This is a genomic window from Bacillus sp. sid0103, from assembly GCF_019219025.1.
Map to the genome: position 1 here is coordinate 16,016 of NZ_JAHUWN010000003.1, position 25,004 is coordinate 41,019.

At 39.1% G+C, this 25,004-nt stretch carries 22 protein-coding genes; 7 read left to right on the forward strand and 15 right to left on the reverse strand.

Going from position 1 to position 25,004, the window contains the following annotated elements:
- Positions 1–51: 51 nt before the first annotated feature.
- The 4 genes from bla to KW850_RS04075 all read right to left on the reverse strand — a co-directional run bounded on the left by bla (position 52) and on the right by KW850_RS04075 (position 5,692).
- A complete protein-coding gene (gene bla, locus KW850_RS04060) occupies positions 52–957 on the reverse strand; it encodes a class A beta-lactamase (protein ID WP_374226278.1) in 906 nt (301 codons plus the stop codon).
- Between the two features lie 378 nt (positions 958–1,335).
- On the reverse strand, positions 1,336–3,318 hold the full coding sequence (locus KW850_RS04065; protein ID WP_256358075.1) for a peptidoglycan D,D-transpeptidase FtsI family protein: 1,983 nt from the start codon (positions 3,316–3,318) through the stop codon (positions 1,336–1,338).
- 191 nt (positions 3,319–3,509) lie between these two features.
- The gene (locus KW850_RS04070) at positions 3,510–5,306 is read right to left on the reverse strand and encodes a BlaR1 family beta-lactam sensor/signal transducer (protein WP_218346308.1); all 1,797 of its coding nucleotides are present in this window, start codon (positions 5,304–5,306) and stop codon (positions 3,510–3,512) included.
- Positions 5,306–5,692, reverse strand: coding sequence for a BlaI/MecI/CopY family transcriptional regulator (locus KW850_RS04075; RefSeq protein WP_218346309.1), 387 nt, complete (start codon positions 5,690–5,692; stop codon positions 5,306–5,308). Before KW850_RS04075 ends, KW850_RS04070 begins: the two co-directional genes overlap by 1 nt.
- Before the next feature lie 525 nt (positions 5,693–6,217).
- Here KW850_RS04075 and KW850_RS04080 point away from each other — a divergent pair.
- Positions 6,218–6,451: a DUF3892 domain-containing protein gene (locus KW850_RS04080; protein ID WP_218346310.1), complete on the forward strand. Its 234-nt coding sequence runs from the start codon at positions 6,218–6,220 to the stop codon at positions 6,449–6,451.
- A gap of 222 nt (positions 6,452–6,673) precedes the next feature.
- Here KW850_RS04080 and KW850_RS04085 read toward each other — a convergent pair whose 3' ends face one another.
- From KW850_RS04085 to KW850_RS04095, 3 genes are all read right to left on the reverse strand, one after another.
- A complete protein-coding gene (locus KW850_RS04085; protein ID WP_374226275.1) occupies positions 6,674–7,693 on the reverse strand; it encodes a zinc-dependent alcohol dehydrogenase family protein in 1,020 nt (339 codons plus the stop codon).
- A gap of 352 nt (positions 7,694–8,045) precedes the next feature.
- The gene (locus tag KW850_RS04090) at positions 8,046–8,555 is read right to left on the reverse strand and encodes a GNAT family N-acetyltransferase (protein WP_218346312.1); all 510 of its coding nucleotides are present in this window, start codon (positions 8,553–8,555) and stop codon (positions 8,046–8,048) included.
- Between the two features lie 385 nt (positions 8,556–8,940).
- Positions 8,941–9,585, reverse strand: a complete 645-nt coding sequence (locus KW850_RS04095; RefSeq protein ID WP_218346590.1) for a formylglycine-generating enzyme family protein — start codon at positions 9,583–9,585, stop codon at positions 8,941–8,943.
- Positions 9,586–10,044: 459 nt separating this feature from the next.
- Here KW850_RS04095 and KW850_RS04100 point away from each other — a divergent pair, with 459 nt between their 5' ends.
- Positions 10,045–10,650: a LysE family translocator gene (locus KW850_RS04100; protein WP_218346591.1), complete on the forward strand. Its 606-nt coding sequence runs from the start codon at positions 10,045–10,047 to the stop codon at positions 10,648–10,650.
- A gap of 425 nt (positions 10,651–11,075) precedes the next feature.
- Here KW850_RS04100 and KW850_RS04105 read toward each other — a convergent pair whose 3' ends face one another.
- Positions 11,076–11,540 carry a phage tail protein gene (locus KW850_RS04105; RefSeq protein WP_218346313.1) on the reverse strand — a complete coding sequence of 155 codons (465 nt, stop codon included), beginning with the start codon at positions 11,538–11,540 and terminating at the stop codon, positions 11,076–11,078.
- 246 nt (positions 11,541–11,786) lie between these two features.
- Positions 11,787–12,383: a GNAT family N-acetyltransferase gene (locus KW850_RS04110; RefSeq protein WP_218346314.1), complete on the reverse strand. Its 597-nt coding sequence runs from the start codon at positions 12,381–12,383 to the stop codon at positions 11,787–11,789.
- Between the two features lie 985 nt (positions 12,384–13,368).
- Between KW850_RS04110 and KW850_RS04115 the strand changes: the two genes are divergently transcribed.
- Positions 13,369–13,689, forward strand: coding sequence for a hypothetical protein (locus tag KW850_RS04115; RefSeq protein ID WP_218346315.1), 321 nt, complete (start codon positions 13,369–13,371; stop codon positions 13,687–13,689).
- 383 nt (positions 13,690–14,072) lie between these two features.
- On the opposite strand, the gene KW850_RS04120 is transcribed toward KW850_RS04115, so the two are convergent.
- Entirely contained in the window at positions 14,073–14,534 is a 462-nt protein-coding gene (locus KW850_RS04120; protein ID WP_256358098.1) for an SRPBCC family protein, read from the reverse strand.
- 244 nt (positions 14,535–14,778) lie between these two features.
- Here KW850_RS04120 and KW850_RS04125 point away from each other — a divergent pair, with 244 nt between their 5' ends.
- Complete coding sequence (locus KW850_RS04125) at positions 14,779–15,393, forward strand: cell wall hydrolase (RefSeq protein ID WP_218346317.1); 615 nt, start codon at positions 14,779–14,781, stop codon at positions 15,391–15,393.
- Positions 15,394–16,190: 797 nt separating this feature from the next.
- On the opposite strand, the gene KW850_RS04130 is transcribed toward KW850_RS04125, so the two are convergent.
- The 3 genes from KW850_RS04130 to KW850_RS04140 form a co-directional block, all read right to left on the reverse strand.
- Complete coding sequence (locus KW850_RS04130; RefSeq protein ID WP_218346620.1) at positions 16,191–16,349, reverse strand: hypothetical protein; 159 nt, start codon at positions 16,347–16,349, stop codon at positions 16,191–16,193.
- 208 nt (positions 16,350–16,557) lie between these two features.
- Positions 16,558–18,135 (reverse strand): phytoene desaturase family protein, encoded by a 1,578-nt coding sequence (locus KW850_RS04135; protein WP_218346318.1) that lies wholly within the window; start codon positions 18,133–18,135, stop codon positions 16,558–16,560.
- A 273-nt stretch (positions 18,136–18,408) separates the two neighbouring features.
- Positions 18,409–18,930: a cupin domain-containing protein gene (locus KW850_RS04140; RefSeq protein ID WP_218346319.1), complete on the reverse strand. Its 522-nt coding sequence runs from the start codon at positions 18,928–18,930 to the stop codon at positions 18,409–18,411.
- Between the two features lie 555 nt (positions 18,931–19,485).
- Between KW850_RS04140 and KW850_RS04145 the strand changes: the two genes are divergently transcribed.
- Genes KW850_RS04145 through KW850_RS04155 form a run of 3 tightly spaced genes read left to right on the forward strand, consistent with a single transcriptional unit; the run spans position 19,486 to position 22,661 of the window.
- Positions 19,486–20,040, forward strand: coding sequence for a biotin transporter BioY (locus KW850_RS04145; protein WP_218346320.1), 555 nt, complete (start codon positions 19,486–19,488; stop codon positions 20,038–20,040).
- A gap of 58 nt (positions 20,041–20,098) precedes the next feature.
- Positions 20,099–21,565, forward strand: coding sequence for an AMP-binding protein (locus KW850_RS04150; RefSeq protein ID WP_308128749.1), 1,467 nt, complete (start codon positions 20,099–20,101; stop codon positions 21,563–21,565).
- Positions 21,561–22,661, forward strand: coding sequence for an acetyl-CoA C-acyltransferase (locus tag KW850_RS04155; RefSeq protein WP_218346593.1), 1,101 nt, complete (start codon positions 21,561–21,563; stop codon positions 22,659–22,661). Before KW850_RS04150 ends, KW850_RS04155 begins: the two co-directional genes overlap by 5 nt.
- Before the next feature lie 309 nt (positions 22,662–22,970).
- Here the strand turns inward: KW850_RS04155 and KW850_RS04160 are convergent, their stop codons facing one another.
- Both KW850_RS04160 and KW850_RS04165 read right to left on the reverse strand, forming a co-directional pair.
- A complete protein-coding gene (locus tag KW850_RS04160) occupies positions 22,971–23,429 on the reverse strand; it encodes a 2-thiouracil desulfurase family protein (protein ID WP_218346321.1) in 459 nt (152 codons plus the stop codon).
- A gap of 320 nt (positions 23,430–23,749) precedes the next feature.
- Entirely contained in the window at positions 23,750–25,003 is a 1,254-nt protein-coding gene (locus tag KW850_RS04165) for a pyridoxal-phosphate-dependent aminotransferase family protein (protein ID WP_218346322.1), read from the reverse strand.
- Position 25,004: the final 1 nt, after the last annotated feature.

Below are 25,004 nucleotides of genomic sequence, written 5' to 3' on the forward strand. Positions count from 1 at the left end.
CTGTTCACTGATGCAACCCGAGAATTGTGATGAGTAAATTTATTTATCTGTTCACTTCAGAACGTTAAGTGCGACCTTGGCAGCTTCTGCGATAAGCGCATTGTCAAAGTTGGCATTCTGTGTATAGCGGCTGGATAGGACTGCGATGACAATGGGAGCTCTATTCGGCGGCCAAACAATCGCAATGTCATTCCGTGTTCCATAGCTTCCTGCCCCGCTCTTATCATCGACTTCCCAACCTGTTGGTGCGCCAGCACGGATCAATGCATCACCAGTGGTATTTCCCCGCATCCAATCTGTCAGGATCTTACGTTTTTCAGTAGGGAGCACGTCGCTGACTGCGAAAGCCTGAAGGCTCGTAGCAAGTGATTTTGGTGTGCTGGTGTCACGTGTATCTCCAGGAACAGCTGAGTTCAAATCCGGCTCGTAGCGATCAACCTGGGTAACGTTATCACCAATCTGCCTCAGTGTTGTTTCAAATCCCTCAGGGCCTCCCAGTTTCTCTAATAAAAGGTTCCCAGCGGTGTTGTCGCTATATCGGACAGCAGCCTCGATAACTTCCCGAAGAGTCATCCCGGTATCTACGTGAAGCTTTGTCACGGGTGAATACGAAACTATGTCCTCGCTGTTGTATGTGACTAACTCGTCGAGTTGATCAATTGAGTAATGCTGCAGCAATGCACCTGCGGCTATAGCTTTGTAAGTAGATGCGTAAGCGAACCGCTCATGAGGCCGATAGGAGACGGATCGATTTGTACCTGTATCGATAGCGTAGACTCCGAGCCGGGCGTCAAATTTGCTCTCGAGTTCTGCAAACTCACGGTGTATATGGGGTGCTGGTGTTTTCGTGACTGCCTTTTCGGGTTTAACAGAAAGGTTATTGGTGGTCATCGACCAGCCGGCGAGGGGTACAATTGCAACCACTAGCACAAGCAGGGCAAATATAAAATTATTCATACTGAAAATATCATGTGTTTTCCTCAAGATCTTAACCTCTTTCTATTAATAATAGATGTTCTGAAAATAGAATAAGCGGGTTTAATCATTATGTTTTGATTAGCACCATCGGCTATTAACCAGCAGATTCTAAAAATTGTGTATTACTTTCGGATTCAATTCCATTATTTATGCAACGAAAAATATATTTCGTTTGCTGCTTGTTTAATCATATTCAATATCATTTTCATGACCTTATGCCGCCCCGAAATGCTAGGGGAGAATTTCCTCCTTCCTCCAATTTGATTACATGTGTAATAATAGATTACACATGTAATACTACACGTGTAGTATTAATTACGTATGTAATACTACACGCGTAATAAAAAGATGTCAATATCATTTTGTAGTTGGCTGTCCATTTTCATTACGGTCAAAATATGCCCGAAAAACCCGCTGGCTGATGATATTAGCTGCACTGTGCGGCGAAGCATAACCATCTCGGTAGGCATTGGGCACAATAACGGCAATGGCAATCTCGGGATTATTGAATGGAGCATAACCAGCAAACGAAAGATTCCAAGTCTTCACTCCATTTTTATAGGATTCCGAGGTCCCGGTTTTACCTGCGGCATTGTACGGTTCGTCTTTAAAATATCCTCTCGCTGTTCCTTTGGAACCATGGGTAACCAGCCAAAAACCTTGTTGAACCCGCTTAATCATCTCCTCACTCATATCCACCTGATTCAGCACTACTGGTTCGATTTCATCGATCACGTTACCCGGTTCTTTGCCATTCTCATTGGGTTCACGAATCTCCTTTACCAATTGAGGCTTCATCCGGTATCCTCCATTGGCAATCGTTGTTATATACTGGGCAATTTGCATCGGTGTATAGGTATCTAATTGTCCGATGGCAATTTGAAAGTAGGTGCTTGTATTGGTTCCTTTAATTCCCGCCGTTTCATTATCAAAATCAATACCGGTCGGGATCCCTAAACCAAATTGGTTAAAATAGTAGCGGATGGTTTCAATTTTTTTCGGATTGATATTCAATGTGCCATTAGGGACATACTTGCCGCCCATAATTTCTATCGCGGTTTTCCACATATATACGTTTGATGAACGCTCTAATGCCTCTAATTCGTTAATTCTGTTCATGACTTGGTAAGAGGAAAAGGTTCCCGACCCTTTAAATCGCATGACTTCATCCAGCTCGATCTCCCCGAAATCCCTCACACCCGTTTGGTATCCGGTTAATACGGTCGCCCCTTTTACAACGGACCCCTGTTCAAATGCATAAGTGAAGGTTCCCGGTGTAAAATCGGTAAACTCCCGGGACTGCCTGTTATAGACTTTGCCTGACGTCGCCAGAATGCGCCCTGTTTTCGGTTCCATTGCCACAACAAAGGCAGTGTCAAGCGTATCCGTATGCGGCTTTTGGATTGCACTGACTAACTCTTCTTGCATAATTTTTTCCACTTGGGCTTGGAACTCCATATCAATGGTCAGAACAATATCCTTGCCGCTCTTACCTTCCGATACAGTCTCTGTACTCACCACATTTCCATTCGTATCTGTCACTGTTTTCACTTTTTCCTTTTGGCCCTGTAAAACTCCATCATAAAGCTCTTCAATATAGCTTTTCCCAACGCGATCATTCAGTTTGTACCCTTTAGACGTATAGTATTCTACTTTATCAGCCGGAAGGCCATCATCTGCACTCGTTACTTCCCCAAGCATATTCCAGAACGTTTCCCCGTATGTGCGGCCTCTCTTCCAATCTGTTGTGATATCCACACCCGGCAGATTTTCCAGATTTTCATTGACCTTCGCATATTCTTCGTCTGTTACATTTTCATTTTTGACCATCGTTCGGGTTAAAGCGATGGCGGAAGAAAGCTTCCGGTAGATGGCTGCCAGGTTTTTGTCCGTTGCCCGGAGATCGCTTTCTGTAAGGCGGTTCAATTTTAATTGATATAAATCTTTGTCATTCAGCTTTTCCTGTTTGTATAATTTCTCCTCCTTCTTTGTGATTAAATCCGTGCCATTGTTATGTACCAACAACCAGATATCTTTCAAATCCCGATCCGTTACTTTATTGATCTCTTTATCATTCATGACGAGAAAGGCATTTAACTTTTTGGCCAGTTCAAGCAATTCGCCCGGCTGCGGATTTTTTGGAGGTGTATAGATAATCGCCTTTTCCGGAATATTGTAGACAACTAACTTATGATTCTTATCAAATATTTTTCCACGCGGAACTGAATAGCTGACGGGTGTCACATCTGTCTGCTCTGCCTGAGCTGCATAGGCTTCCCCTTTGATAATTTGGATAACGCCAAGGCGGAGAATCAGGATAGAAAAAAGAACAAAGACCATGAAAAAGACTCCATTCAGTCTCCATCGGATTGGGTTTTTTACTATATTTTCTTTCTGCCTTTTCTGCTTCAAAACGCATCAGACCTTTCATATTGTGAAGTTTGTGTACAAAATCACTAAAATACTACACTTGTAGTATTTAGTCCAAGAAAGTCCCAAAAAGGAGAGGTAATCCTTTCTGGGGTTACTTATTAATATATTTTTTTATGATGCAGGATCTGCTTGGCAATCTCCGCTGCCTTGCTTCCTTGGGCCTGCCCATCCATATTTTGAATATTAATGGCAAAATAAAAACGATCATCACCTTTATCGACAAAGCCAATAAACCAGCCATTTACATTCTTTCCATTAATCATGCCGGTTCCCGTTTTACCATACAACCGCCCATTCTTTTGCACATCTATTAAAATTGCCTTTTTTACCTTTTTGATATTTTCCGCTTTAAAACCCCATTGATTTTCTTCTAATTGGTATAATAATTGGACTTGTTCAATGGGTGATATTTTTAAGGAAGATTCCATCCAGTAACTATCCAAATTCCCTGAAAGATCCTCATTCCCGTATTTTATCTTATGAAAATAATCTTGCAGTTGCTTTCTTCCTACCTCTCGATCGGAATTCTGGAAATACCAATTCACGGATTTGCTCAAGGCAGTCGCTAAATTTTGATTTTGATTCCATTCTGGATAGGGATAAACTTCCCCATCCCAAACCTGTTTATTGTTATTTGTTGAAATCACATTGGATTCCAATGCAAATAAGGCAGAAAATATTTTATAAGTGCTATCAGGAGATATTCTCTGTTCACTCAACTCTCGATTATAAATTTGATATTGGTTTTTAGAAGGATCAAATAAAACAAAGCTACCCTTATAGCCCTTAAAATAAGAGCCAAGATCTTCATAGACCGCATTCTTCCCGCTAAACTGATACACATCATCTGGGCTCGCAATAACGGAGGTAATAGGAGCAAGGGATAGTACAACAATTCCCAAAACTGCGCAGATGACCTTGCTTTTCCATTTCAATAATGGAGAATCGCTAGAGAAACTTGCAATGCACTGGATTCTTTGTGTGATTTGTTTTTTTGTGCCACCTATACCTGGGGCAAACTGTTCAAGGCTGCGATCATATTTTTTATCTGCAAACCGAATGATGGTATGCCCATATTCAATATATCCACTCTCATCCAAGAGATTTAAAACGGATGCATCACAGGCTAATTCCCGATCGATTCGAATCCTTTTTAAAGCATACCAAACGAACGGGTTAAACCAATAAATTGTACGAAACAACCACATGACGTAATTCACGTACAGATCCTTACTTTTATGATGGTGCAGCTCGTGCAAAAACACGTACTTTAATTCATTTAACGAGAATGCTTCTCGCGTTTTGCTTGGTAAAAAAATATAGGGTTGAAAAATCCCCACCGTGATAGGCGAGGTAATAAGAGAGGTCTCCCGAAGTCTTATGTTTCTTTTCACCCCAACCAAGTCTTTGCACGCTTCTAATAGTTCATTTAACTTTTGGTTATGAACAGCCGCAGCTGACTTTTTCATTCGATAGATTTGATAGTTTGAATAAACAGCAGCTAAAACAAAAAAAAGCACTCCGATGACCCAAACTGTAAAAAATGTTTGGTAGACGAAATCGGGCGTTGACTTATTAACCGATACCGTGAAATCATTTAATAAGCTACTATTTGACGCTTGGGGGGCATCCACTCCGTTAATCATTTCACTCTTCGATGGCGCGTCTCTATGAAAAAAAAGTAAATTTTTAAAATAGCGCGTTCCTTCTCCTAGCCGAAAATCATTCCAAGGTAAAAAGGTAGCAAGGATTGGGATGCAAAGAAAATACCAAATATGATAATGTGCTTTCACCGTCAAATGATTGTTTAATAGTTTTTTGGTGAACAGAATTATGAAAATAAGCAGGGATACCACGATTGTACTAACTAGAATCCGCAGCAGCATGGTATCCATTATTTTTCCCCTTTCTTGTCTCTCATGGATAATATTTTCTTTAATTCCGAAATATCTTCATTCGATAACTTATCATTTTCAATAAAATTTAATAGCATTGAATTTAACGTGCCGCCAAAAAACTGCTGCAGAAATGATTTACTTTTTTGCTCAACAAATTCGTGCTTTTCAACCAGTGAAGTATAAATAAACATTCGGCCAACTTTTCTTGCGTGCAAAGCTTTTTTCTTAACTAGGCGTGCCAGCATGGTATGAATAGTATTTGGTTTCCAATCACTATTATTCGATAATTTCTCCACTACCTCAGGAGTCGAAATCGGCTCAAAGTTCCATATAACCTTCATCACTTCATATTCTGCTTCTGATATTTGTGGAATCTCCTTCATGATAACCCTCCTACTTTTACAACTGTAGTATTTATTATAGCAAGATGGTCCAAAAACATAAAGTAATAGTCGTGACTTCAGCCTATGGTAAATAATCCCCCTGTGTGTTGACGATTTCTTCTAATATCATTCAACTCATTTAGATATAAAAATAGCTAATCTATAAATGATTGATTCATCTGAGTAACCAAACTGCCTGGAGTATTATAACACATCACCTTTAGTGTAATTTTACACAATTGGAACAAGAAAAAAGGCTGACGTATCAAACCTTTGTTTAACTCAAGCACCCCGGTAGTTGAAGAAGCTTTATATTTTGGAAGTCCTACTCTTTTATTACATATCCTAAGAAAATTGCAATTACTATTGAAAGCCAAAACTACGAATAAATTAATTAATTAATAAAATAAGGTCCGTAATCATTGTGCTAAAGATTTACACAGCTAATCTTCGGCTGCAAGGTTCATAAAATATGAATTTTTTTATTTTTTTAAGTCATCCTACTTATATATAGGAGGCGAAATTATGGAAAAACGTCAAGAATCTGTCATCGCCGTCCGTAAGAATGGAGATGACGATATTATTGAATTAAAGTTGTCAAACGGTCAAGTTGTTGATTACAAAGAAGCACAACAGATGGCAAAAACTGGGATGATTGTAAACGTCAATGTTTTCAAGGGTGGCGATGGAGAGGAACATCTTCGGAGCAATCCTGACGGTGATCCGACCAACAACCTTGATAATCTCCCTCAGTTCTGACGGAAATATTAAAAATGAGTCTTTTAGTAACGGGTTCTGTTATGAAGTACAAAATTCCTTTTGGCGGTTAAAATCACGGGAGAATTAACATTAGGATTAACAAGAAAATTAACAAAATAATCGGCATATAAAAATATGCTCAGGGCATATAAACTCTGAGCATTTTTCTATATATTGGCTTATTGAATTATAGCACCTTTTAGTTGAATAAGAAGAATTAACTCAATTGCTTGTTAAAAATACTTTCCCTTTAGTTATTTTAGAAAATTCAACAACATCAATAGCCTTTTTTACATCCGACAAGTCATACTTAGAATCTACCATCATCAAGCGTAACTTTTTATCAGCTATTAGCCTTATTAAATGATTAAAAGTTTCTTGCCATTTATCTGCCGAGACATTTTTATTCCAATTCCGTAAATGAAATATATTCGCATTCACTTTTGCTTGATTTACAATATCTGCCCAGTTTACTTGTATCCCTGATAAAAGACCGATGGTTATAAAGTTCCCATTAGGGTGGACACTAAAAGCCAAGTCGTTTCCAGATGAACCTCCAACGGAATCAATAGCAGCATCTGCACCCCTTCCATTTGTTAATTCCATAACTGTTTCATAAAGCGAAGCTTCAGAGGTATCTATCACATAAGTAGCACCGAGATGAAGTAAATCTTCTGTATATTTATTATTTCTAGTCACTGCAATCAATCGAAAACCTAAAATCTTTGATAATTGAGCAAAAATATGCCCAATAGAAGAACTACATGCGTTAACCAATAAAAAATCATTTGGTCTTAATTTTAAAACTTCCGTACAAACCACCCACGCTGTAACGGGATTAATATACATTTGTGATGCCGTAAAATCATCAATAGAATCAGGTATAGGAACGGCAAATTCTGCTGATGTCTTAACAAATTCTTGCCATGTACCTTCCCCGCGCAAAGGTAAAACTCGTTTACCAATAAGGCTTTTTGAAACGAAAGGACCTACATCTTCTACAATGCCAACTCCTTCATAACCAGGAGTATTAGGTAAAGAAATTCGATGAGAATACGCCCCTCTAATTGGAATTAAATCAGAAGGATTGATAGGTCGTGTCAGCATTCGAACAAGAACTTCATTTTCCTCTGGTGATTCAACACTTTTATATTCAATTTTTAACACATCTTTAGGACTACCGAATTTGTAGAATTTAATACATTTTGCATTCAAAACTATAAGGCTCCTTAATATTGTCATCTATTTTCTAAAACATTATGTGATATAATTTCTTGTTTTCCAAAAAGTGTTGACATTTAACTACCTTGTTCAACTTCTTTAATTAAATAAGAAAAATGCTTTACCACTAAATAAAGTAAAGCAATCAGTCAGTTGAAGAAAAGTACTTCTTTATAAAACGAATAGATGAATTTTACTTAACTTTTTCCTTATCATAGATATCTTCCTGCCATAACTGATAAAGATATAGAATGATGCTAGTATTGTCATTGCCAAAAGGTTTTTGAGTGGAGAGAAACTACTAGTTTCTCTTATCTCTAACTTGTTTAACATTTTAGAAAGACCCATCCCGTAAAAGAGATCGATTATTAAATTAACAATTTAAGTTATAACGCCAATTATTGCACTGCATAAAGCTTCCTGGAGGATATTCAAATTCGCATTCAGAGATAAACTGAAAGTCAAGCTTCCGACAAATTGCATTAGAAGCAGGATTTTCAATCGACGGGAATGCGTGAATGTATTTATATTTGTTCTCACTAGATGCTTCTTCTATTGCTAACTTTACTGCTTTTGTAGCTATTCCTTTCCCTTGATATGAGGGTAGAACACTCCATCCAGTTTCATATACACTTTCACTATTCCAAGTAGTTTGCCAATAACCCACAGAACCTACTGGTTCTAATTCTGGTAACAATATAATGCTGAACATACGTCCTCTATTACCAAGCTCAAGATATCGTTTATGTCGTTTCAAAATATGCTTTTTACTCTCTGGACCTCCAAGATGCTGCATCATTTCTGGAGCGTTTATACGAAAAAGTAAATCAAGGTCATTATCCTCCCAAGGCTTTATCTGAATGCTATGGTTACTTGCTTCCAAATATTCTTCATCCCCTCAATACTTATTATTTACTCTTTCTTTACGAAAGTTAAAAATCCTCTTTTTAATGATATTGTAGTTTAACTAAACTGCTTACGTTAGCTCAATAACAAAAAAGGATCGCCGTAGCAATCCCCGTTCTTTAACTCTTGCACCCGATAGTTTAAGTAGAAACCTTCACAATCTCTTATACATTTTATATAATCCAATCCCTTATATGTATTGTCCTTAAATCTTACTCATTACAAAAAGACGCCTTCTTATTAAAGAAAAGCGCACTTTAATGGAAGAACGAAAATGAAACACGGATGTAAATTAGCTTATTTTCTTGCACTAATTGTCTCTGTTCGTTGAGCTGTATAACCTCGAAAGTTGGCTTGTTTGTTTAAAAAGACTGGGCAAGACGGAATCCAAGGTCTTCTATGCAAAATGTCGGATGGCTACGACGACGACACGAAGCCCCACAACCCCTAGCCTCTTCAGCCCAGCTACCTCCTCGAAAAATTCGGTAGGAGCCGTACACTTGTTCATCATATAAATCCCAACACCACTCCCAAACATTCCCTAACATATCATACAGGCCCCATGCATTCGGTTCCTTTCTTCCTATTTCATGGATTTTGCCTCCTGAATTTTCATTATACCAGGCAATCTTATCAAGCTCTCCGTATCTATAACCAGTAGTCCCTGCTTTACATGCATATTGCCACTCTGCTTCTGAAGGAAGTCGATAGCCGTCTGATTCCCAATCACAAATAATGTTTTCACCATCATTACTTATAGAATAACACTCTTTTAGTCCAGCTTTCTGTGAAAGTAGATTACAAAAAGAAATTGCATCATTCCAAGAAATATTCACAACCGGTTTTAGCTCTCCGTCCAAAGATTTAGGTGATTTATTTGTAATAGCATAGTACAGACTCATAGTGACAGGATACCTGCCAAGAAGAAACGGTCTGATTTCAGCTTTCCATTTGCTTTTTATTCTATCGTCTCTTAAATCTATTTCTCCTCCTGGAATTTTTGCCATTGGATAGTCAATGTAACTCTTTGTTTCATTTGACACTCTACCTTCCTCCTATTGAATTTGATTTTACAAATTTCACCTCGTTTAGAGCCATTAAATCAATACAAAATTACGTTGTTTTTTTTCAGATAACTGCTTCATTAGCTTGAGTACACTTTTTCAAAATCTTCTATATATTTTAACATAAATATCCAATTTTCTTATTGAGTGTTGTTCAAGAAAATGGCCCGATTGCTGAACAAAGTTCAATCTGGACCCTTCCACTAAACTCCTCCGTTACTACAACAAGGAAAAAAGATCACCGCAGCGATCTCCATCTTTAACTCTTGCACCCATTAGCTAAAGAAGAGTTTTTCTTGAAAATAACCCACTTTTCAAATGTTTATGATAAATTAAGTTTAACAATTAATACTCTTGGAAAGGTGGTTAATAAAAGTGGAGAACTTTTATTTGTTTTTGATTATGTGTATTTTTCTCATTATTTTACCTGGTCCTGATACTGCTATTGCTACAAAAAATACCCTCACTGTTGGAAGAACAGGAGGTTTTAAAACTATGTTTGGTACTTGTTGTGCACTACTAATTCATACAATGGCTGCTGTTTTAGGTCTTTCAGCCATTATTGTGAAATCGGCTTTATTATTTTCTGTCTTCAAATACGTAGGTGCTGTGTACCTAGTTTATCTAGGAATCAAGACATTATGGGCACTAAGGTACAAGAAAGAAGCAATAACTACCGAAATAACTGCCGAAAGTAAGTATGAAAGTAAGTCTTGTTTTAAACAAGGTTTCCTTACCAACATCCTAAATCCTAAAGTTGCTATCTTTTTCTTAACCTTCTTGCCTCAGTTTGTGGATTCAGGAAGTAATACTTTTATACCGTTTCTTATAATGGGAATAACTTATACCGTATTAACCGCCGTATGGTTTTTGTTTTATATCTATTTACTTAACCAGATAAGTGCTTTTATGAAAAAACCTAAGACCCAAACGTTTATTGAAGGAATAACAGGTACTATCCTGATAGGTTTTGGTATTAAACTTGCTCTAGAAAAGGCTCATAATTAAGTTGCTTGTTAAGCCCCTTGGATTTTGATCTAGGGGTTTTTTGTTAGAAAAATATCGAATTAATTGGTCTAATCGTTCGGCCATTTTAAGAGGAAAGTGAGACTTCGAGGATATATGGACTATTAAGTGGTAGTTTAAGACAAGTACTTTATAGGAAGTTTTTTAGTCAAAGACCATAAAAAGCAATGCCAAAAATAGCATTGCTTTTCTTGAATTCTTGCACCCCGCTAGTTGCATTAGAAAATTAGTATTTCATACAAATCTCAATAATTACTTTTGCAGTTGATTTAAAATCAATTACATTCTTCTGTGACATATCATTAGTCAATATTGTTTCTCCATCCACGCATCCATATAGGCCTGATCTCAGCGTAGATGAGACAGACCGCAATGGCTGGATTCCGCCACTTGCGCTTTTGCTTACTTTAATATTCACCTTTAATTACAAAATACGAGCCCCGAATTGTTCCAGCTAGTTTAGACTTCTGCCTAGCAAACTTAAACTTCCCTTCTAACTCCTTTGGTACCTCCATTCCCTCGGAAAGCTTAAAACCAACGGCCCGCTTCTTAGGGTCATCAACCGTATACATGACGTTGACCTCAAGACCATCCTCATAAAAGACGTAGGCAAATTTGATATTTTCCACTTGAAAACGCGACGTTTCTAAAGGTTTGGCCGCAAACTCAATATCACGTTCTTCTTTCAAAATTCGGTTCACATAATCAAGGGTCTCCTGGCTTTCGCTAGCTGGTACAACCGTAAATTCATGCTTGTATTTGTTCATAAAGTAACGGGCTTCATTAGCACGTAAACCAGTAAGCGCTTCTACTACAGGTGAAGACTCTAAACCAACCGTAGACACATTTTTAAAATCAACGATATAGGACATTTCCATCTCTCCTTTTCTCTCTTTATTTCCTAACAACAGGAATCCACATTTCACCAAAAACTAAGCCATTCTTCAAGTTGTTTCTTTTGACGATACAAATTTTGGTCAAAAACTTCTACTGTATCTTCCCACACTTTGGTAATAGATATGCCGAACAATATGAGTAGTATTCCCAACAAAAATATCCCTGTTACATATTCGAATTTCTTTATCTTCTGCTCCCTTAACTGGTTCTTTACAAAAATCCTAACTGTATGCTTTCTCTAATAAATATATCAATCTTTCTTTTACTGACTCCCATTCATCATCAATAATACTATAAAATATATTGTCTTGAATGATTCCGTCTGGCTTTACTCTATGTTTACGAAAAGTTCCCTCTTTTGTTGCTCCTATTCGTTCAACAGCTTTTTGAGAACGAAAGTTTTCTCCACTAACTGAAAATTGGACACGATTTACTTTTAATTCTTCAAAACAATACTTAAGTAATAAGAATTTACATTCTGTGTTTACTTTTGTTCTCCAAACTTTTGGTGAAAGCCAAGTCCAACCTATTTCCACATTACGATTTACTTTATCAATACTACAAATTTGAGTTGTCCCTAATACTTGACCTTTCTGTTTATCCTTAACAATAAAAGGTATATGTTTCCCGTCTTTTTTATTATTAACAGCTATCATTAATATTTGCTCTATATCCTCCACTGTGGTAACTTTTCGCCAGGAATATTTCCATACTTCAGGGCTTTTTAAAGCTTCAAATAATTGTTCCTTATGCTTCACCTCGAGAGGATTAAGCGAAATTGAATTTCCTTCTAGAAATATATCTGTTTCAATAATCATAAAATTACTGTCTCCTTTTTAAACAGAATAATCTTGCGTTCATTTGAGTTAGGACGGCACCACAACACATTCCTTCGCAGTGTTTGCAAGGCAAGTTTCATTCCATCACCTCCAATATTTTAATGATTTTTACTTGCGTTCAAACTTGCGGGAACAAAAAAAAAGCCTTTAGAACGGCTTAAAGATAGCTCTTTAAGCGACTGTCTAAAGACTCGAATCTGTATGTCTTATATGTTTGTAAATGCGAAAATTCAAATAGTTCGTACTATAAGTGTACCATTTGATGAAATCTATAGCAATATTTTAAATTTGCTACTATCCAATTTTCGGAAAATAACCTTACCTATTCATAACCTTTTTCAACTCCCATTTAGTTGAACAAGAAAAGGCGGCCCCAAATGACAGCCTTGATCTTAAACAAATGCACCCGTTAGCCATCCATGCAGTGCAAAAACGGCACTGCACCACAGAGAATGAAAATGGTCCGTGCAGACTATACTGTTTTTATGCTGGCGAAGAAGGTCTTTGAACTATGGTGCCTTAGAGCCCATCCGTTAGTCTGACTCCGACGACCACGGTGTACCACCGACTGTCGCGCCCATTAAGGGTAGCACTCATGGGAGATTAATCCTTTTTCTGGTTGTTGCGCCAGCTTTTCCTTATTTTATTTTAAGTAGAAAGGTATTACTATTCGATTTACCAACCACACTCATATTTAATCATTCAAGAGGCTCAGCCTTTTTTTAAAAACTGGTTTTTCTGGGTCTGTTTTTTCATGCCCTTTTTCAGTTTTTATTTTCATGGGAGTAATAGAGTCGTTTATTGAAATTGAAATCAGATAAGGTCAGCATCGCAATAAAATGGATGTTTAAACAATTCAATAATGAAAAAAGGTATCGCTTCCGTTTTGTGGCAGGCGAACTCGCACTTTCGTATAATGAAAATAGATTGAATGCAGTTCAAAAAATAAGATGGTGAAGCTGGTATGAGAATTAATTTATCAGAGAAACAAATCGCGGAAATAAAACGATTAGTTCAAAAAGAACTTTTGATAAAAGGAATCGAACCAACAGATGAATATCTATTTATCCACTGTTTTTCGAAAGTACAGAAAGAAACCGTCTATTATCATCTGTTTAAAGAAAATGATACGTTGATAATCCGCTGCTATGCACGAGTTTTTAACAACTTTGCTCTGAGCGTGATGATCAGAAGCACAGCAAAAAATGTATTTGAATACCTGGTAAATCAAACCGGATTACAAAACACAATTTATATAGAAAACGGTATAGAATTTAAATTTTAAAAAAGAAGGACCTTAAAATTATTTGGCTTTCTAATGGATTTACTGTTTGGGCGTAGGCAGAATTACTTTAAAGTACAATTTTCGCAAAAATAAGGGGGAGAAAAAATAAACGCATTTAAATCACCTCAAAGGGTATTTTCACTTTTTTCCCAAACCCATTGCAAGCAAAGTGTAGGATAAAATACAGGGGTGCACGAGTCATTGTCCCCCTGCAAATTAATATACATTTTCTAATACAAATTTAAGCACTACTTCTGTAAAAAGTTTGTTATATCAATAAAAAATGACTATCAAATTAGCTTACAATTTGATAGTCATTTTTGGTTACATTTTAAATGTTTGCGATAGGAAATGGAACCCTTTAAAGTGATATGGTCTCCCTTTCACCTGCCCTTCTTTTTCAAATAATAAAGACTCCTTTTTATTTCCTTTTCTACTTTTTGAAAAAACATCTCCAAATTCTTGTTCGCTCCACCCTCTAACACCCGCTGACCTGCCAAAGCAAGGGCACCTGTTACCTCTGCTTCCGCTTTACAGATTAATTTCGTCGCTCCTTGTTGATCTTTAAAATAAAGATCAGCTTTACCTGCAATCTCTCCGATTTTCCCTGTTCCTCTCACCTGCAGCCGATATGAGGAAGCTGACTTATTCTCATCGAGTCGAATCTCAAGTGTAAAAAGATCTTGAATCGGACCTATTTTGATGTCCAGTTCCGCGTGGTATAAACCTTTTGACGTTTCTCTAAATGATTTACAGCCTGGGATGGAGTTCCTTAGTACCTTTTCATCCTTTAAATACTTCCATACAATGTTTCGTGGCAATCCGAATGTATAATCGTACTCCATTTTCAAAGTTACTCCCTCCAATTGACCACAGTTTAATAAATGCCGATTACCCTCCCCTTTAACTAATCAATTATTAGTATTCAAAGGGTCGATTTAATATTAATAACAGAATATAAAAAAGTAATCGATATCAATTCCTATGTAACCAAACTGTAAAATAAATCTACTAAATTGTAATACTATTCTATTTTTTCCATTCATAGTAATAGATTTAATCCCATAACTAACTAGGAGGACTAGAAAAATGAAAAAACTTTGTATGGTATTTCTATTACTTGGATCACTATTATTTGCATCCCCTGCCTTTGCCTATACCCTTAAACAAGGGGACACGCACTCGCTGTCTGATCGTTTAAAGGAAAATAAATTAACCCGCCAAGAGTTAGCAGATGTCAAACCGTACAATGATGAACATAATCTGATTTCTGTCCGTCAAACAGCCACTACAAAACCCAATACTACTAATGAATCCAAAAAAGAAGAATCTGTAAAAATAAGTCTCACAGACAATGAAATAGACCTGCTCGCTCGGTTAGTTCGAGCCGAGGCTCAGACGGAACCTTTTGAAGGAAAGATTGCGGTGGCTTGTGTGGTGCTTAATAGAATTGAAAGTAAAAAATTTCCTGACACCATAAAAGAAGTCATTTATGCCCCTGGTCAATTTCAACCTGTTAAAAACGGTGAAATCAATAAGCAGGCTGATGAGGAATCTATTAAAGCTGTAAAGGCAGCATTATCTGAACAACGCCAACTGGCACCAGGAGCTTTATTTTTCTATAATCCCGCTATCGAAACAAGTCGTTGGCTCGATTCAAGAAAAACAACAATGATAATTGGACAACATGTCTTTAAAAAATAGAAAAGAACACATACTATATTTTTGTGAAACATTTCGGCTTTATTGAAAGATTAGCATCCTAAATATCATCTTCCTTATTAAAAAAAATATCATTCACATGTAAATACTATTTTACCAACCCATATATTGCTTACAGGAAATCTTTTAGTAAACAAATCCGATTTGTAGGTGGAAAGAGATTGCATCCCGTTATTTTCATTGGTATAGATTTGTCTTTCATCAGCCTTATGATGGACAAAACTCGATGCCGGAACGGTATATTTGTCTTTCATCAGCCTTATGATGGACAAAACTCGATGCCGGAACAGTAGATTTGTCTTTCATCAGCCTTATGATGGACAAAACTCGATGCCGGAACGGTATATTTGTCTATCATCAGCCTTATGATGGACAAAACTCGATGCCGGAACGGTATATTTGTCTTTCATCAGCCTTATGATGGACAAAACTCGAAGCCGGAACAGTAGATTTGTCTTTCATCAGCCTTATGATGGACAAAACTCGATGCCGGAACAGTAGATTTGTCTTTCATCAGCCTTACGATGGACAAAACTCGATGCCGGAACAGTAGATTTGTCTTTCATCAGCCTTATGATGGACAAAACTCGATGCCGGAACAGTAGATTTGTCTTTCATCAGCCTTACGATGGACAAAACTCGATGCCGGAACGGTAGATTTGTCTTTCATCAGCCTGATGATGGACAAAACTCGATGCCGGAACGGTAGATTTGTCTTTCATCAGCCTGATGATGGACAAAACTCGATGCCGGAACGGTATATTTGTCTTTCATCAGCCTTATGATGGACAAATCTCGCCGCAGGAACCATTGATTTGTCTTTCATCAGCCTTATGATGGACAAATCTCGCCGCAGGAACGGTAAATTTGTCTTTCATCAGCCCTACGATGGACAAACTCCCTGCAAGACCGATAGATTTGTCTTTCATCAGCGTCACGATGGACAAAACTCCCTGCAAGACCGATAGATTTGTCTTTCATCAGCGTCACGATGGACAAAACTCACTGTAGAACCCATAGATTTGTCTTTCATAGGCATCTTGCTGATGGAAACATCTCTTATTCCCTTATTTGTAAAAAAAGATCCCTACTTCCAACTTGGAAATAGGGTCTTATCAAAGATTTTTTTATATGAGTAAACGATTTTTATTGTGACAGCAGCTTCTGAGCGACGATATAGCCTGATCCGCCATTGACTCCGTGTCCTGGCCAGGTTGCGGCCCCGAGCATATACACATTTGGAATAGCTGTCTGATGACCTGGCTGACCTGGTAATGGTCTAAGAAGATAGCTTTGGGCCAAATCGTGGGCGCCGCCGTAGGGATCACCTGGTCCTGAGTTTGGGTTAAACCTGGCAATCGTGTCCGGTGTGACAACATATTTTCCGATTACCGCACTTGGGATGTTTGGAATATGCCTACTTACCACATTTAATACCCGTTCCGTAAACCGCTCAGTTAAATCATGGGTCCAAGATCCATCGCCCACATCGATTAGGTTGGCCGCATCCCCACGCGGACGAATTGGCACTTCCAGCACTTGAACACGCATGATAGCCTTTCCTTTTGGTGCACGCGTTGGATCAAGGTTAGTTGAGCAGTCGACTGTAAAGGTAGGATTCGCCGGGAGCAAATCGGCTGCCCCTTGGGCAATCGCTAGAGTAAATCCGTCCAGACCATCTGTTAGGTGCGGTTGCCCAACACGGTTAAACCGTTTATCAGGCCAGTTTGGCGGTTCACTAAGTGCTAAATGAATTTGGACACATCCCCTGCCATATCGAAACTGTTTTGCTTGTGCACGAAGTGGTGGTGAAATCTCCGTATCAGCCAAGAATGAGAGATAGAGCTGGTCAGGTGTAGTTGAAGCCACGACTGCCTGCTTGGCACGATATTTTTTCCCCTTTGCGGTTCGTACGCCAATCGCTCGACCATTCTCCACTAAGATTCGCTCAACATGAGTATGTGTTAGAATCTCACCGCCTTGATCCTTTATCAGTTGCGATAAGGCCTGAACGAGTTTCTCACTGCCCCCTTCTGGTATCGGCATTCCTCCACCCATCAATGCCATCACTGTCAGTGGTACCCAAATCCCGCTTCCGACTTCATCCGGTGTGCGGCCAAGGTGTGTAACCCAGGAAGCTAGCATCGCCCGCGTCACTGGTGACTTAAGAGAACTGACCGCATTACGGGCGGTTGAAACCAGCGATGCAGCGAAAGGCGAATAGCCCGCCCCGCCGCCATCGTGTAGTAAGCGCTTTAGGATAGGTGCAGCTTCAGAGCTAGAGAGATCCATATTGAATAAACCAAAAACATCGTTGACATATGGATATAACTTTTCAAACATGCCGGCCAGTGCTGCTCCGTCACCAGGTGACAGCCGTTCCGATTCAGCGATGAGCTCTTCAAATGAACTAGGCAGGACGGCCGTTCGTCCGTCTTCCATCGATACACCGGTCGGCAAGTTCGTATTTACATAACGCAGCCCGCGTGCTTCCAGATCTTCTCTTAGATCAGCGTAAGCTGGTCCCGTTGTAAAAAGAGGATGTGCAGCAGCATACACATCATGTTTAAAACCTGGAAGTGTTAACTCTTCAGTGCGCAGAAATCCACCCGGGCGATCATTCTTTTCTAACACAAGAACGGTGCGACCCGCGCGTGTTAAATAGGCAGCAGTTATTAAAGCGTTATGGCCGCTGCCAATAATAATGACATCAAAGTTTTCCATCCTATCTCTCCTTCTATATGATCAAGCCATACATACGTAAAAAGATATTCTGATGTCTGGATACTAAGTACTAAATCTAGTACATTTTTTTAAAATTTTTAAAGCACCTCATACCTTTAGGGAGCTCCATCAAGTGCAATCAATAGAAAAGGGTTACACTCGTCAAAAACGAACGTGTAACCCTTCTTGAAGCTGCGGCTATTCTGTTGTTATCTGAAAAACCATTGGATTTAGATTTTGGTATACACTACTCTAGTCCTTCATTAAACTACCTTACTCAGGTAGCTCTTTGTAAGCTAATTTCATAATGATCTCCTGATGCTGCGGATATTTTCCCAGCAGTTCGTCCTGTGTAAACAATTCAAAGTCTCGAAATTCGAAGCCGGGTGATACCATGCAGCCAACTAGGGACCATGTATCCTTTTCCATAACGGACGATCCAAAGATTGAATTTGTCTTCACTATGATTTGCGGTACCTCACCTTTATCGAGGTCCAAGCCTAACTTCAATTCCTCGTACTCGCCATTTTCATGGATGACATGGATTGTCAGCGAACTACCGCCATGAAAGTACCATAGTTCGTCCGATTTGAGCCGATGGAAATGGGAAACTTCTTCTGACGGTAATAAAAAATATATACTCGTGTAAAGTTTACGTTCCCCTTCAAAATTAACGGATAACTCTTTATCCGTAACCAGTTCATCGGACACAAACGTACTTTTGTAATAACCGCCTTCCGGATGTGGGTTTAGGCCTAGCTTTGACACCCAGTTATGTAAGTCATTTAAAGTCATCTTAATAATCCCTCCCTTCCCCTATAATATTACATCAATCCGAAAGGAATATTTATTTCTCCAACATATAAAAATTTCAGTATCTTTTCTGGATTTCTTGTTTCAGAAATAAAAAAGGGGTACCGTAGCAACCTCCCCCATACCACATTCTCAATTCATCTTATTTCTTAGATATTCCTCGAATATGATTTTTCTTTTTTTAAAATTTAGTGTTTTTCTCATCCAAGAAAAATTTGTAAAGTTTTCCTCCTTGTAGCTGAGTGATAAACTGATTGGCATCTGACTCAGTTCTTCTATGATGTTTCAAAATGCGTCAAATACTGCTAGAAAACAAGATACAGAAACTCAGTTGAAATTATTTTGGGCTGCTGCTTCTCTCGTGCAAGTAACTGCTGAATTGATAGCAACTTTCTATCCCCAAAGCTTGGTCAATCTAATAATTCATCAGCAACATCAAATGTTAACCTAACGAAATAATAGGTTGACATTAATTAAAAATCAATTATAAAATGAATATTGGAAATAACAGATTTTAATTATAATAGGAGATGAATTATGAAAATTTTACACATTACATATGTCGCCTTATTTGTTGCTATTATGGGTGCTCTTGGCGTAGTTCCACCAATTAATCTATCCTTTACTCCTGTACCGATTACACTGCAAACCTTAGGAGTTCTTTTAGCCGGTGGAGTTCTTGGAGCGAGATTGGGAGCATGGAGCATGTCCGTTTTCTTATTGGTTGTAGCAGCAGGATTGCCATTATTGTCTGGCGGACGCGGTGGTTTTAGTGTATTCGTCGGGCCAAGCGCAGGCTATTTGCTAGCTTACCCGCTGACAGCTTTTGCGGTGGGCTATCTAATTTCCCGTTATCATACATTAAAGCTGTATAATATTTTATTAGTTAATCTTACAGTCGGAATTTTTCTCATCTATTTAATAGGGGTTCCGGTCCAAGCATTTATGATGCATATACCAGTTCTTAAAGCAGCTAAGCTATGCCTTATTTATATTCCAGGAGACGTGATCAAGGCCACTATTGCATCCATTTTAGTGTTTAGATTAAAAAAATCTCCAGCGATTCAACGTCAATTAACAAAAGCTAGCTGAGACACAGTATTTGTGTCTCTTTTTTTCTAAAATCACTCTTTAAGAAAGGAGAACATACGTGACTGCTATTATAGAATTCTATCAACAACATGCAAACGAGTTCCCTGAGAAAATTGCCATACAAACCCACTCTGAAAAAATAACCTATCGAACCTGGTCGGAACGAGTCAATCAGACAGCCAACTGGCTTCAATCTCTTTCGTTTCCAAATCATACAGTCGGTATTCTTCTGCCAAATGGGATCCCGTTTCTTCAGCTCTTTACAGGGGCTTCTGCTGCCGGTTGGACAGCGGTTCCATTAGATTTAAAATGGAACCATGCTGAATTAACAGCCCGAATAGGCATTGCTAACCCTTCTATAATCATTACTACAAATGAATTACATAATGAGGTCGTAGAACTTCATACAAATGTGTGGAGTTGGGAGGATTGTCTTTTAGAAATCATTCAATTTCCTACAATTCGTTCTAATTTAGAATTAAGTCATCTTCCTTTTTATATGGGATTCACATCTGGTACAACCGGTAAACCAAAGGCGTTTATTCGCAGCCAAACTTCATGGGCAGCAAGCTTCGATTGTTCACGTCTCGATTTTCATATTACCAAGGAGGATACAGTTTTAATTCCCGGAATCTTGGTTCACTCTCACTTTTTATATGGAGTCATCAGCACCTTGTCGATAGGTGGAACTGTACATTTATTAGAGAAATTTTCTTCTGCCAAAACCGTCTCGCTCATTGATGCGGAGCCGATTACCGTTCTTTATGTCGTTCCGACAATGGTGGCAGCACTTATAAAAGAAGGTCGGAAAATCCGAAAGAAGATAAAATTCCTTTCCTCTGGAGCCAAATGGGAGGAACATTCTAAAACAGAAATACGCAAGCTTTTTCCAAATTTAGAAATGTACGAGTTTTACGGAGCAAGTGAGCTTAGTTTTGTTTCGGTTCTTTCGGATGAAGACTCCAAACGGAAGCCAAATTCGGTTGGGAAGCCTTGTCATAATGTGGAGGTACAAGTACGTCTACTTGATGGAAGGTTGGCAGGAGCAAATGAACCAGGGAAAATTTACGTTCGAAGCAGCTTAATTTTTGCTGGTTATCTTGATGAACGCGGTGATGTTAAACACTTTCTGCAGGATGCAAATGGCTGGATGACTGTAGATGATATGGGTTACCTGGACGAAGAAGGTTACCTCTACATTTCCGGCCGCGAGAAGAACATAATCATCTATGGCGGCATTAATATTTTTCCCGAAGAGATTGAAAGAGTTATTGCTTTTCATCCATTTGTCGATGAGGTGGCTGTGATTGGGTTATACGATTCCTATTGGGGGCAAATCGTGACGGCTGTCGTAAAAGGCAATGCTACTCAAAAAGAATTGAAAAAATTATGCCGAGAACATTTATCCTCCTTTAAAATACCACGAAAATGGGTTTTTGTTGAGGAACTCCCCCATACTGTGAGCGGAAAAATAGCCAGGGCTGGGGTAAAACAATTATTGGAAGGGATGGTGAGCAGCCATTAAGCGGGCCGTAATCGTTAATGCCAAACGTTCTCCTATAGGCAAAAAGAATGGAATCCTCAAAGATTACGCGGTACATGAATTAGCTTCTCCCCTAATACGACAGCTTTCTATTGGTTTTGAGGGAATAGTGGATGATGTCATTTTAGGTAATGTCACAGGTCCTGGTGGAAATGTGGCCAGATTGTCGGCCTTAGAGGCAGGTCTTTCCCTCTCTGTACCAGGGGTCACGCTTGACCGCCAGTGCAGTGCTGGTCTCGAGGCGATTCGAATGGCTTGTTATCTGATACAAGGAGAAGCAGGACGCTGCTATCTTGCAGGCGGAGTGGAAAGTACGAGTGCTTCTCTGTTTCCAGCAAAAGCAAGATTTTCCCCCGATTTTATCGGTGACCCTGATATGTGCAAAGCAGCCGAGTATGTAGCACAAAAATACGGAATCTCAAAAGACGCACAGGATAGATATGCTCTTCTTAGCTACGAACGGAGCTGGGAAGCCTATGAACATGGTCATTTTGAAAAGGAAATCATTCCGTTTGGTCACATTGCCCATGATGAAGAATTTTTTAAAAAAAGGAACATGACGGCCCTACTTAAACGAGCAAAACCGATTTTTACAAATGAAAACGGCACGGTAACGGCAGCAAATAGCTGCGCCATCAATGATGGAGCTGCTGTTGTAACGGTTATGGAAGAGGAATTGGCATTAAGCCTAGGTTTGTTGCCCGTTCTCCGCTTTATAGACAGCCAGGTGGCTGGAGTCCATCCAAATTATCCTGGTGCCGCTCCTATACCGGCAATTAAAAAGCTTTTGGAACGAAACAATCTAAGAATTGAAGAAATTGATTTGATAGAGATAAACGAAGCCTTTGCCTCTAAAATAGTGGGTTGTTCTCAAGAGCTTTCCATCCCATATGAAAAGTTAAATGTGTCAGGAGGAGCGCTTACCATCGGACATCCTTACGGGGCATCCGGTGCGGTTTTAGTGAACAGGCTTTTTTACGAGGTACAACGGAAGAATAATGTAAAATACGTCCTGGCAGCAATCGGAAGCGGCGGCGGAATAGGCGTAGCCGTATTGTTTGAGACAATGGTGAATTAATTGAAAAAGTAGAGAAACAAATAAAAAGGAAGCGAGATGGCTTCCTTTTTTATTTAACCAATTCAATCCGAGCAACGCTTCACAGTGTGTGGAGTGTAATTGACAACACATTGGATGTTGGTGGGTTTATCCATGTCCAACGGCTCAGATTATTAAAACTTACTTAAGCAACAATTGAAGGTTAAAGTCCCAGTTTGAATGAGCTGCGTCTTATTCAGTTATGCCATTTTGCCGAAGTTACAGAAGTTTATTTTCATAGTAGTGTAAAAGCGTCTTTACTTCATACAGAAACGCAATTGTAGTTGAGAACTAAAGGAAGATTTCAGCAAATTGTTCTTCTGAAATTACTTTTATCCCATCTCTTTTTAATAATGCAGAAGTAACTCCCATCCCCTCAATTTTTTTACCATTAAATTCGCCGTTATAAATCTTTGAACTGCCGCAGGATGGGCTATTCTCCTTGAGAACCACTATAGTCGCCGTTATTTCTTTAGCTTTTTCAAGTGTAGCATATGCTCCTTTTATGTAAAGATCCGTAACATCTTTACCTGATTTATCAACTACTTTAGCCTTTCCATCCAGCACATCTTCTCCGTTTCCACCTATTATTTCAGCAGGTACTCTGGGAATTGAAAATCCCCCAAGTAATTCTGGACATATTGTAATAGCTTTATTTTCTTCTACTAGTTTTCTTATTTTATTATTTAAACAATGCGTTCCGTTATATCTCACCTCTAACCCAGCTAAGCAAGAACTCACCAATATCATTTACTAACCCCCTTATATCCTTCTTTTTAAATTTTACCAAATATCACCTTGTTCAACTAACATACCAGTTACTAAAAAAACGTCTCCACTAAATGTAGAAACACACCCGTTAACGCAATGGATCAGAGTTACACATCAATTGTTATCTACGATAAATCATTTCACTATTACCTGGTTTTGAATTAGAAAAAAGAGCTGCCCTCGCAGCCCTTTGTTAAATATAAGCACTTTAATACCCATCCAATTAGGCTCAAAAATCGGTGCTTCACCACAGAGAATGAAAATGTATTGCATCCGTCCATACTGGTTCCCAAACACTTCTATTTCAACGCTACCAAATGTTTTTTTTCTACAGCATACACATCAAGCGCGGCCTGCAATGCTTGTCCACGATTTACGTTTACCCCGTGGCGAATTAAAACGGCTTCTAATGCACCTAGCACTGAAAGAACATTTTCTCTTCGACAGCTATATCCCATCGTTCCAATCCTCCAAATTTTCCCGTGGAGCGGTCCAAAGGAGGAAGCTATTTCAATGCTAAAGGCATCGAGGAGCATTTTTCGAACCGCTTCTCCATCTACACCGCTAGGTATTTCAATACAGGTGACACACGGCAGTTTATGTTCGGCATCACCAAATAGTTTCAAGCCCATTGCCTCGAGCCCTGCGACTAACGCTGATTCGTGATATTTATGGCGGTCAAATCGCTGTTCAAGTCCTTCTGCTAAAACTAGGCGGAGCCCCTCATACAAGGCATAAATCATCGATGTGGCCTCTGTATGATGATTGAGTCTTCTTGGACCCCAATAATCTTGCAGCATGCTTAAATCAAAATAATTGCTGGCAATCGGATGTCTGCTTCGGGAATAGCGCAGGTCCTCCTCTGTCGCTATCCCGCGTTCGACCTTTTTACGAGCAGAAAGGATGCTTTCAATTCGTTCGTTAAATGTGATTGGAGCCATCCCTGATGGAACAGACAAGCATTTTTGGGTACCGCCTATGATGCCATCAATACACCATTCATCGGTTTTAACTTCCACGCCGCCAATCGAGGCGACAGCATCTACCACGAGCAATACATCCATTTCACGGCATGCTAGGCCAATTTCTTGAAGAGGCTGCATTCTTCCTGTGGACGTTTCTCCATGAACTATCGCTAAAATTTTCGGTGCTACTCTTTCTATTTCGTCGATGACCGTTTGCGGATCAAACACTTCCCCCCACGGACATTCCAGTGTATAAACTTCCGCTCCATATCTTTCACAAATCTCTACTAATAAATGACCGAATCTTCCAAAAATCGGGACGAGCACCCGGTCTCCTGGTTCGATGATGCTACAAAGAATCGCTTCATTTCCGGAACGCGAGGTGCCATCGATGGGAAAAGCCCAACGGTTCTTTGTTTGAAATACTTGACGAAGCATTTCCATTACTTGGTTCATGATATCCGTAAAAGCGGGATCAAATTGTCCTAAAATAGGTGTGCTCATGGCACGTAATACCCGGGGGTCGACTTCAACCGGTCCGGGCGTCATAATGGTGCGCATTGGTGTGTGCAGCTCTGAAAATGCCATT

Coding starts and splice junctions, on each gene's coding strand:
- bla (WP_374226278.1), bottom strand. CDS start 957: ATGAATAATTTTATATTTGCCCTGCTTGTGCTAGTGGTTGCAATTGTA.
- KW850_RS04065 (WP_256358075.1), bottom strand. CDS start 3,318: ATGGTCTTTGTTCTTTTTTCTATCCTGATTCTCCGCCTTGGCGTTATC.
- KW850_RS04070 (WP_218346308.1), bottom strand. CDS start 5,306: ATGGATACCATGCTGCTGCGGATTCTAGTTAGTACAATCGTGGTATCC.
- KW850_RS04075 (WP_218346309.1), bottom strand. CDS start 5,692: ATGAAGGAGATTCCACAAATATCAGAAGCAGAATATGAAGTGATGAAG.
- KW850_RS04080 (WP_218346310.1), top strand. CDS start 6,218: ATGGAAAAACGTCAAGAATCTGTCATCGCCGTCCGTAAGAATGGAGAT.
- KW850_RS04085 (WP_374226275.1), bottom strand. CDS start 7,693: ATGACAATATTAAGGAGCCTTATAGTTTTGAATGCAAAATGTATTAAA.
- KW850_RS04095 (WP_218346590.1), bottom strand. CDS start 9,585: ATGGCAAAAATTCCAGGAGGAGAAATAGATTTAAGAGACGATAGAATA.
- KW850_RS04100 (WP_218346591.1), top strand. CDS start 10,045: ATGTGTATTTTTCTCATTATTTTACCTGGTCCTGATACTGCTATTGCT.
- KW850_RS04105 (WP_218346313.1), bottom strand. CDS start 11,540: ATGTCCTATATCGTTGATTTTAAAAATGTGTCTACGGTTGGTTTAGAG.
- KW850_RS04110 (WP_218346314.1), bottom strand. CDS start 12,383: ATGATTATTGAAACAGATATATTTCTAGAAGGAAATTCAATTTCGCTT.
- KW850_RS04115 (WP_218346315.1), top strand. CDS start 13,369: ATGAGAATTAATTTATCAGAGAAACAAATCGCGGAAATAAAACGATTA.
- KW850_RS04120 (WP_256358098.1), bottom strand. CDS start 14,534: ATGGAGTACGATTATACATTCGGATTGCCACGAAACATTGTATGGAAG.
- KW850_RS04125 (WP_218346317.1), top strand. CDS start 14,779: ATGAAAAAACTTTGTATGGTATTTCTATTACTTGGATCACTATTATTT.
- KW850_RS04135 (WP_218346318.1), bottom strand. CDS start 18,135: ATGGAAAACTTTGATGTCATTATTATTGGCAGCGGCCATAACGCTTTA.
- KW850_RS04140 (WP_218346319.1), bottom strand. CDS start 18,930: ATGACTTTAAATGACTTACATAACTGGGTGTCAAAGCTAGGCCTAAAC.
- KW850_RS04145 (WP_218346320.1), top strand. CDS start 19,486: ATGAAAATTTTACACATTACATATGTCGCCTTATTTGTTGCTATTATG.
- KW850_RS04160 (WP_218346321.1), bottom strand. CDS start 23,429: ATGATATTGGTGAGTTCTTGCTTAGCTGGGTTAGAGGTGAGATATAAC.
- KW850_RS04165 (WP_218346322.1), bottom strand. CDS start 25,003: ATGGCATTTTCAGAGCTGCACACACCAATGCGCACCATTATGACGCCC.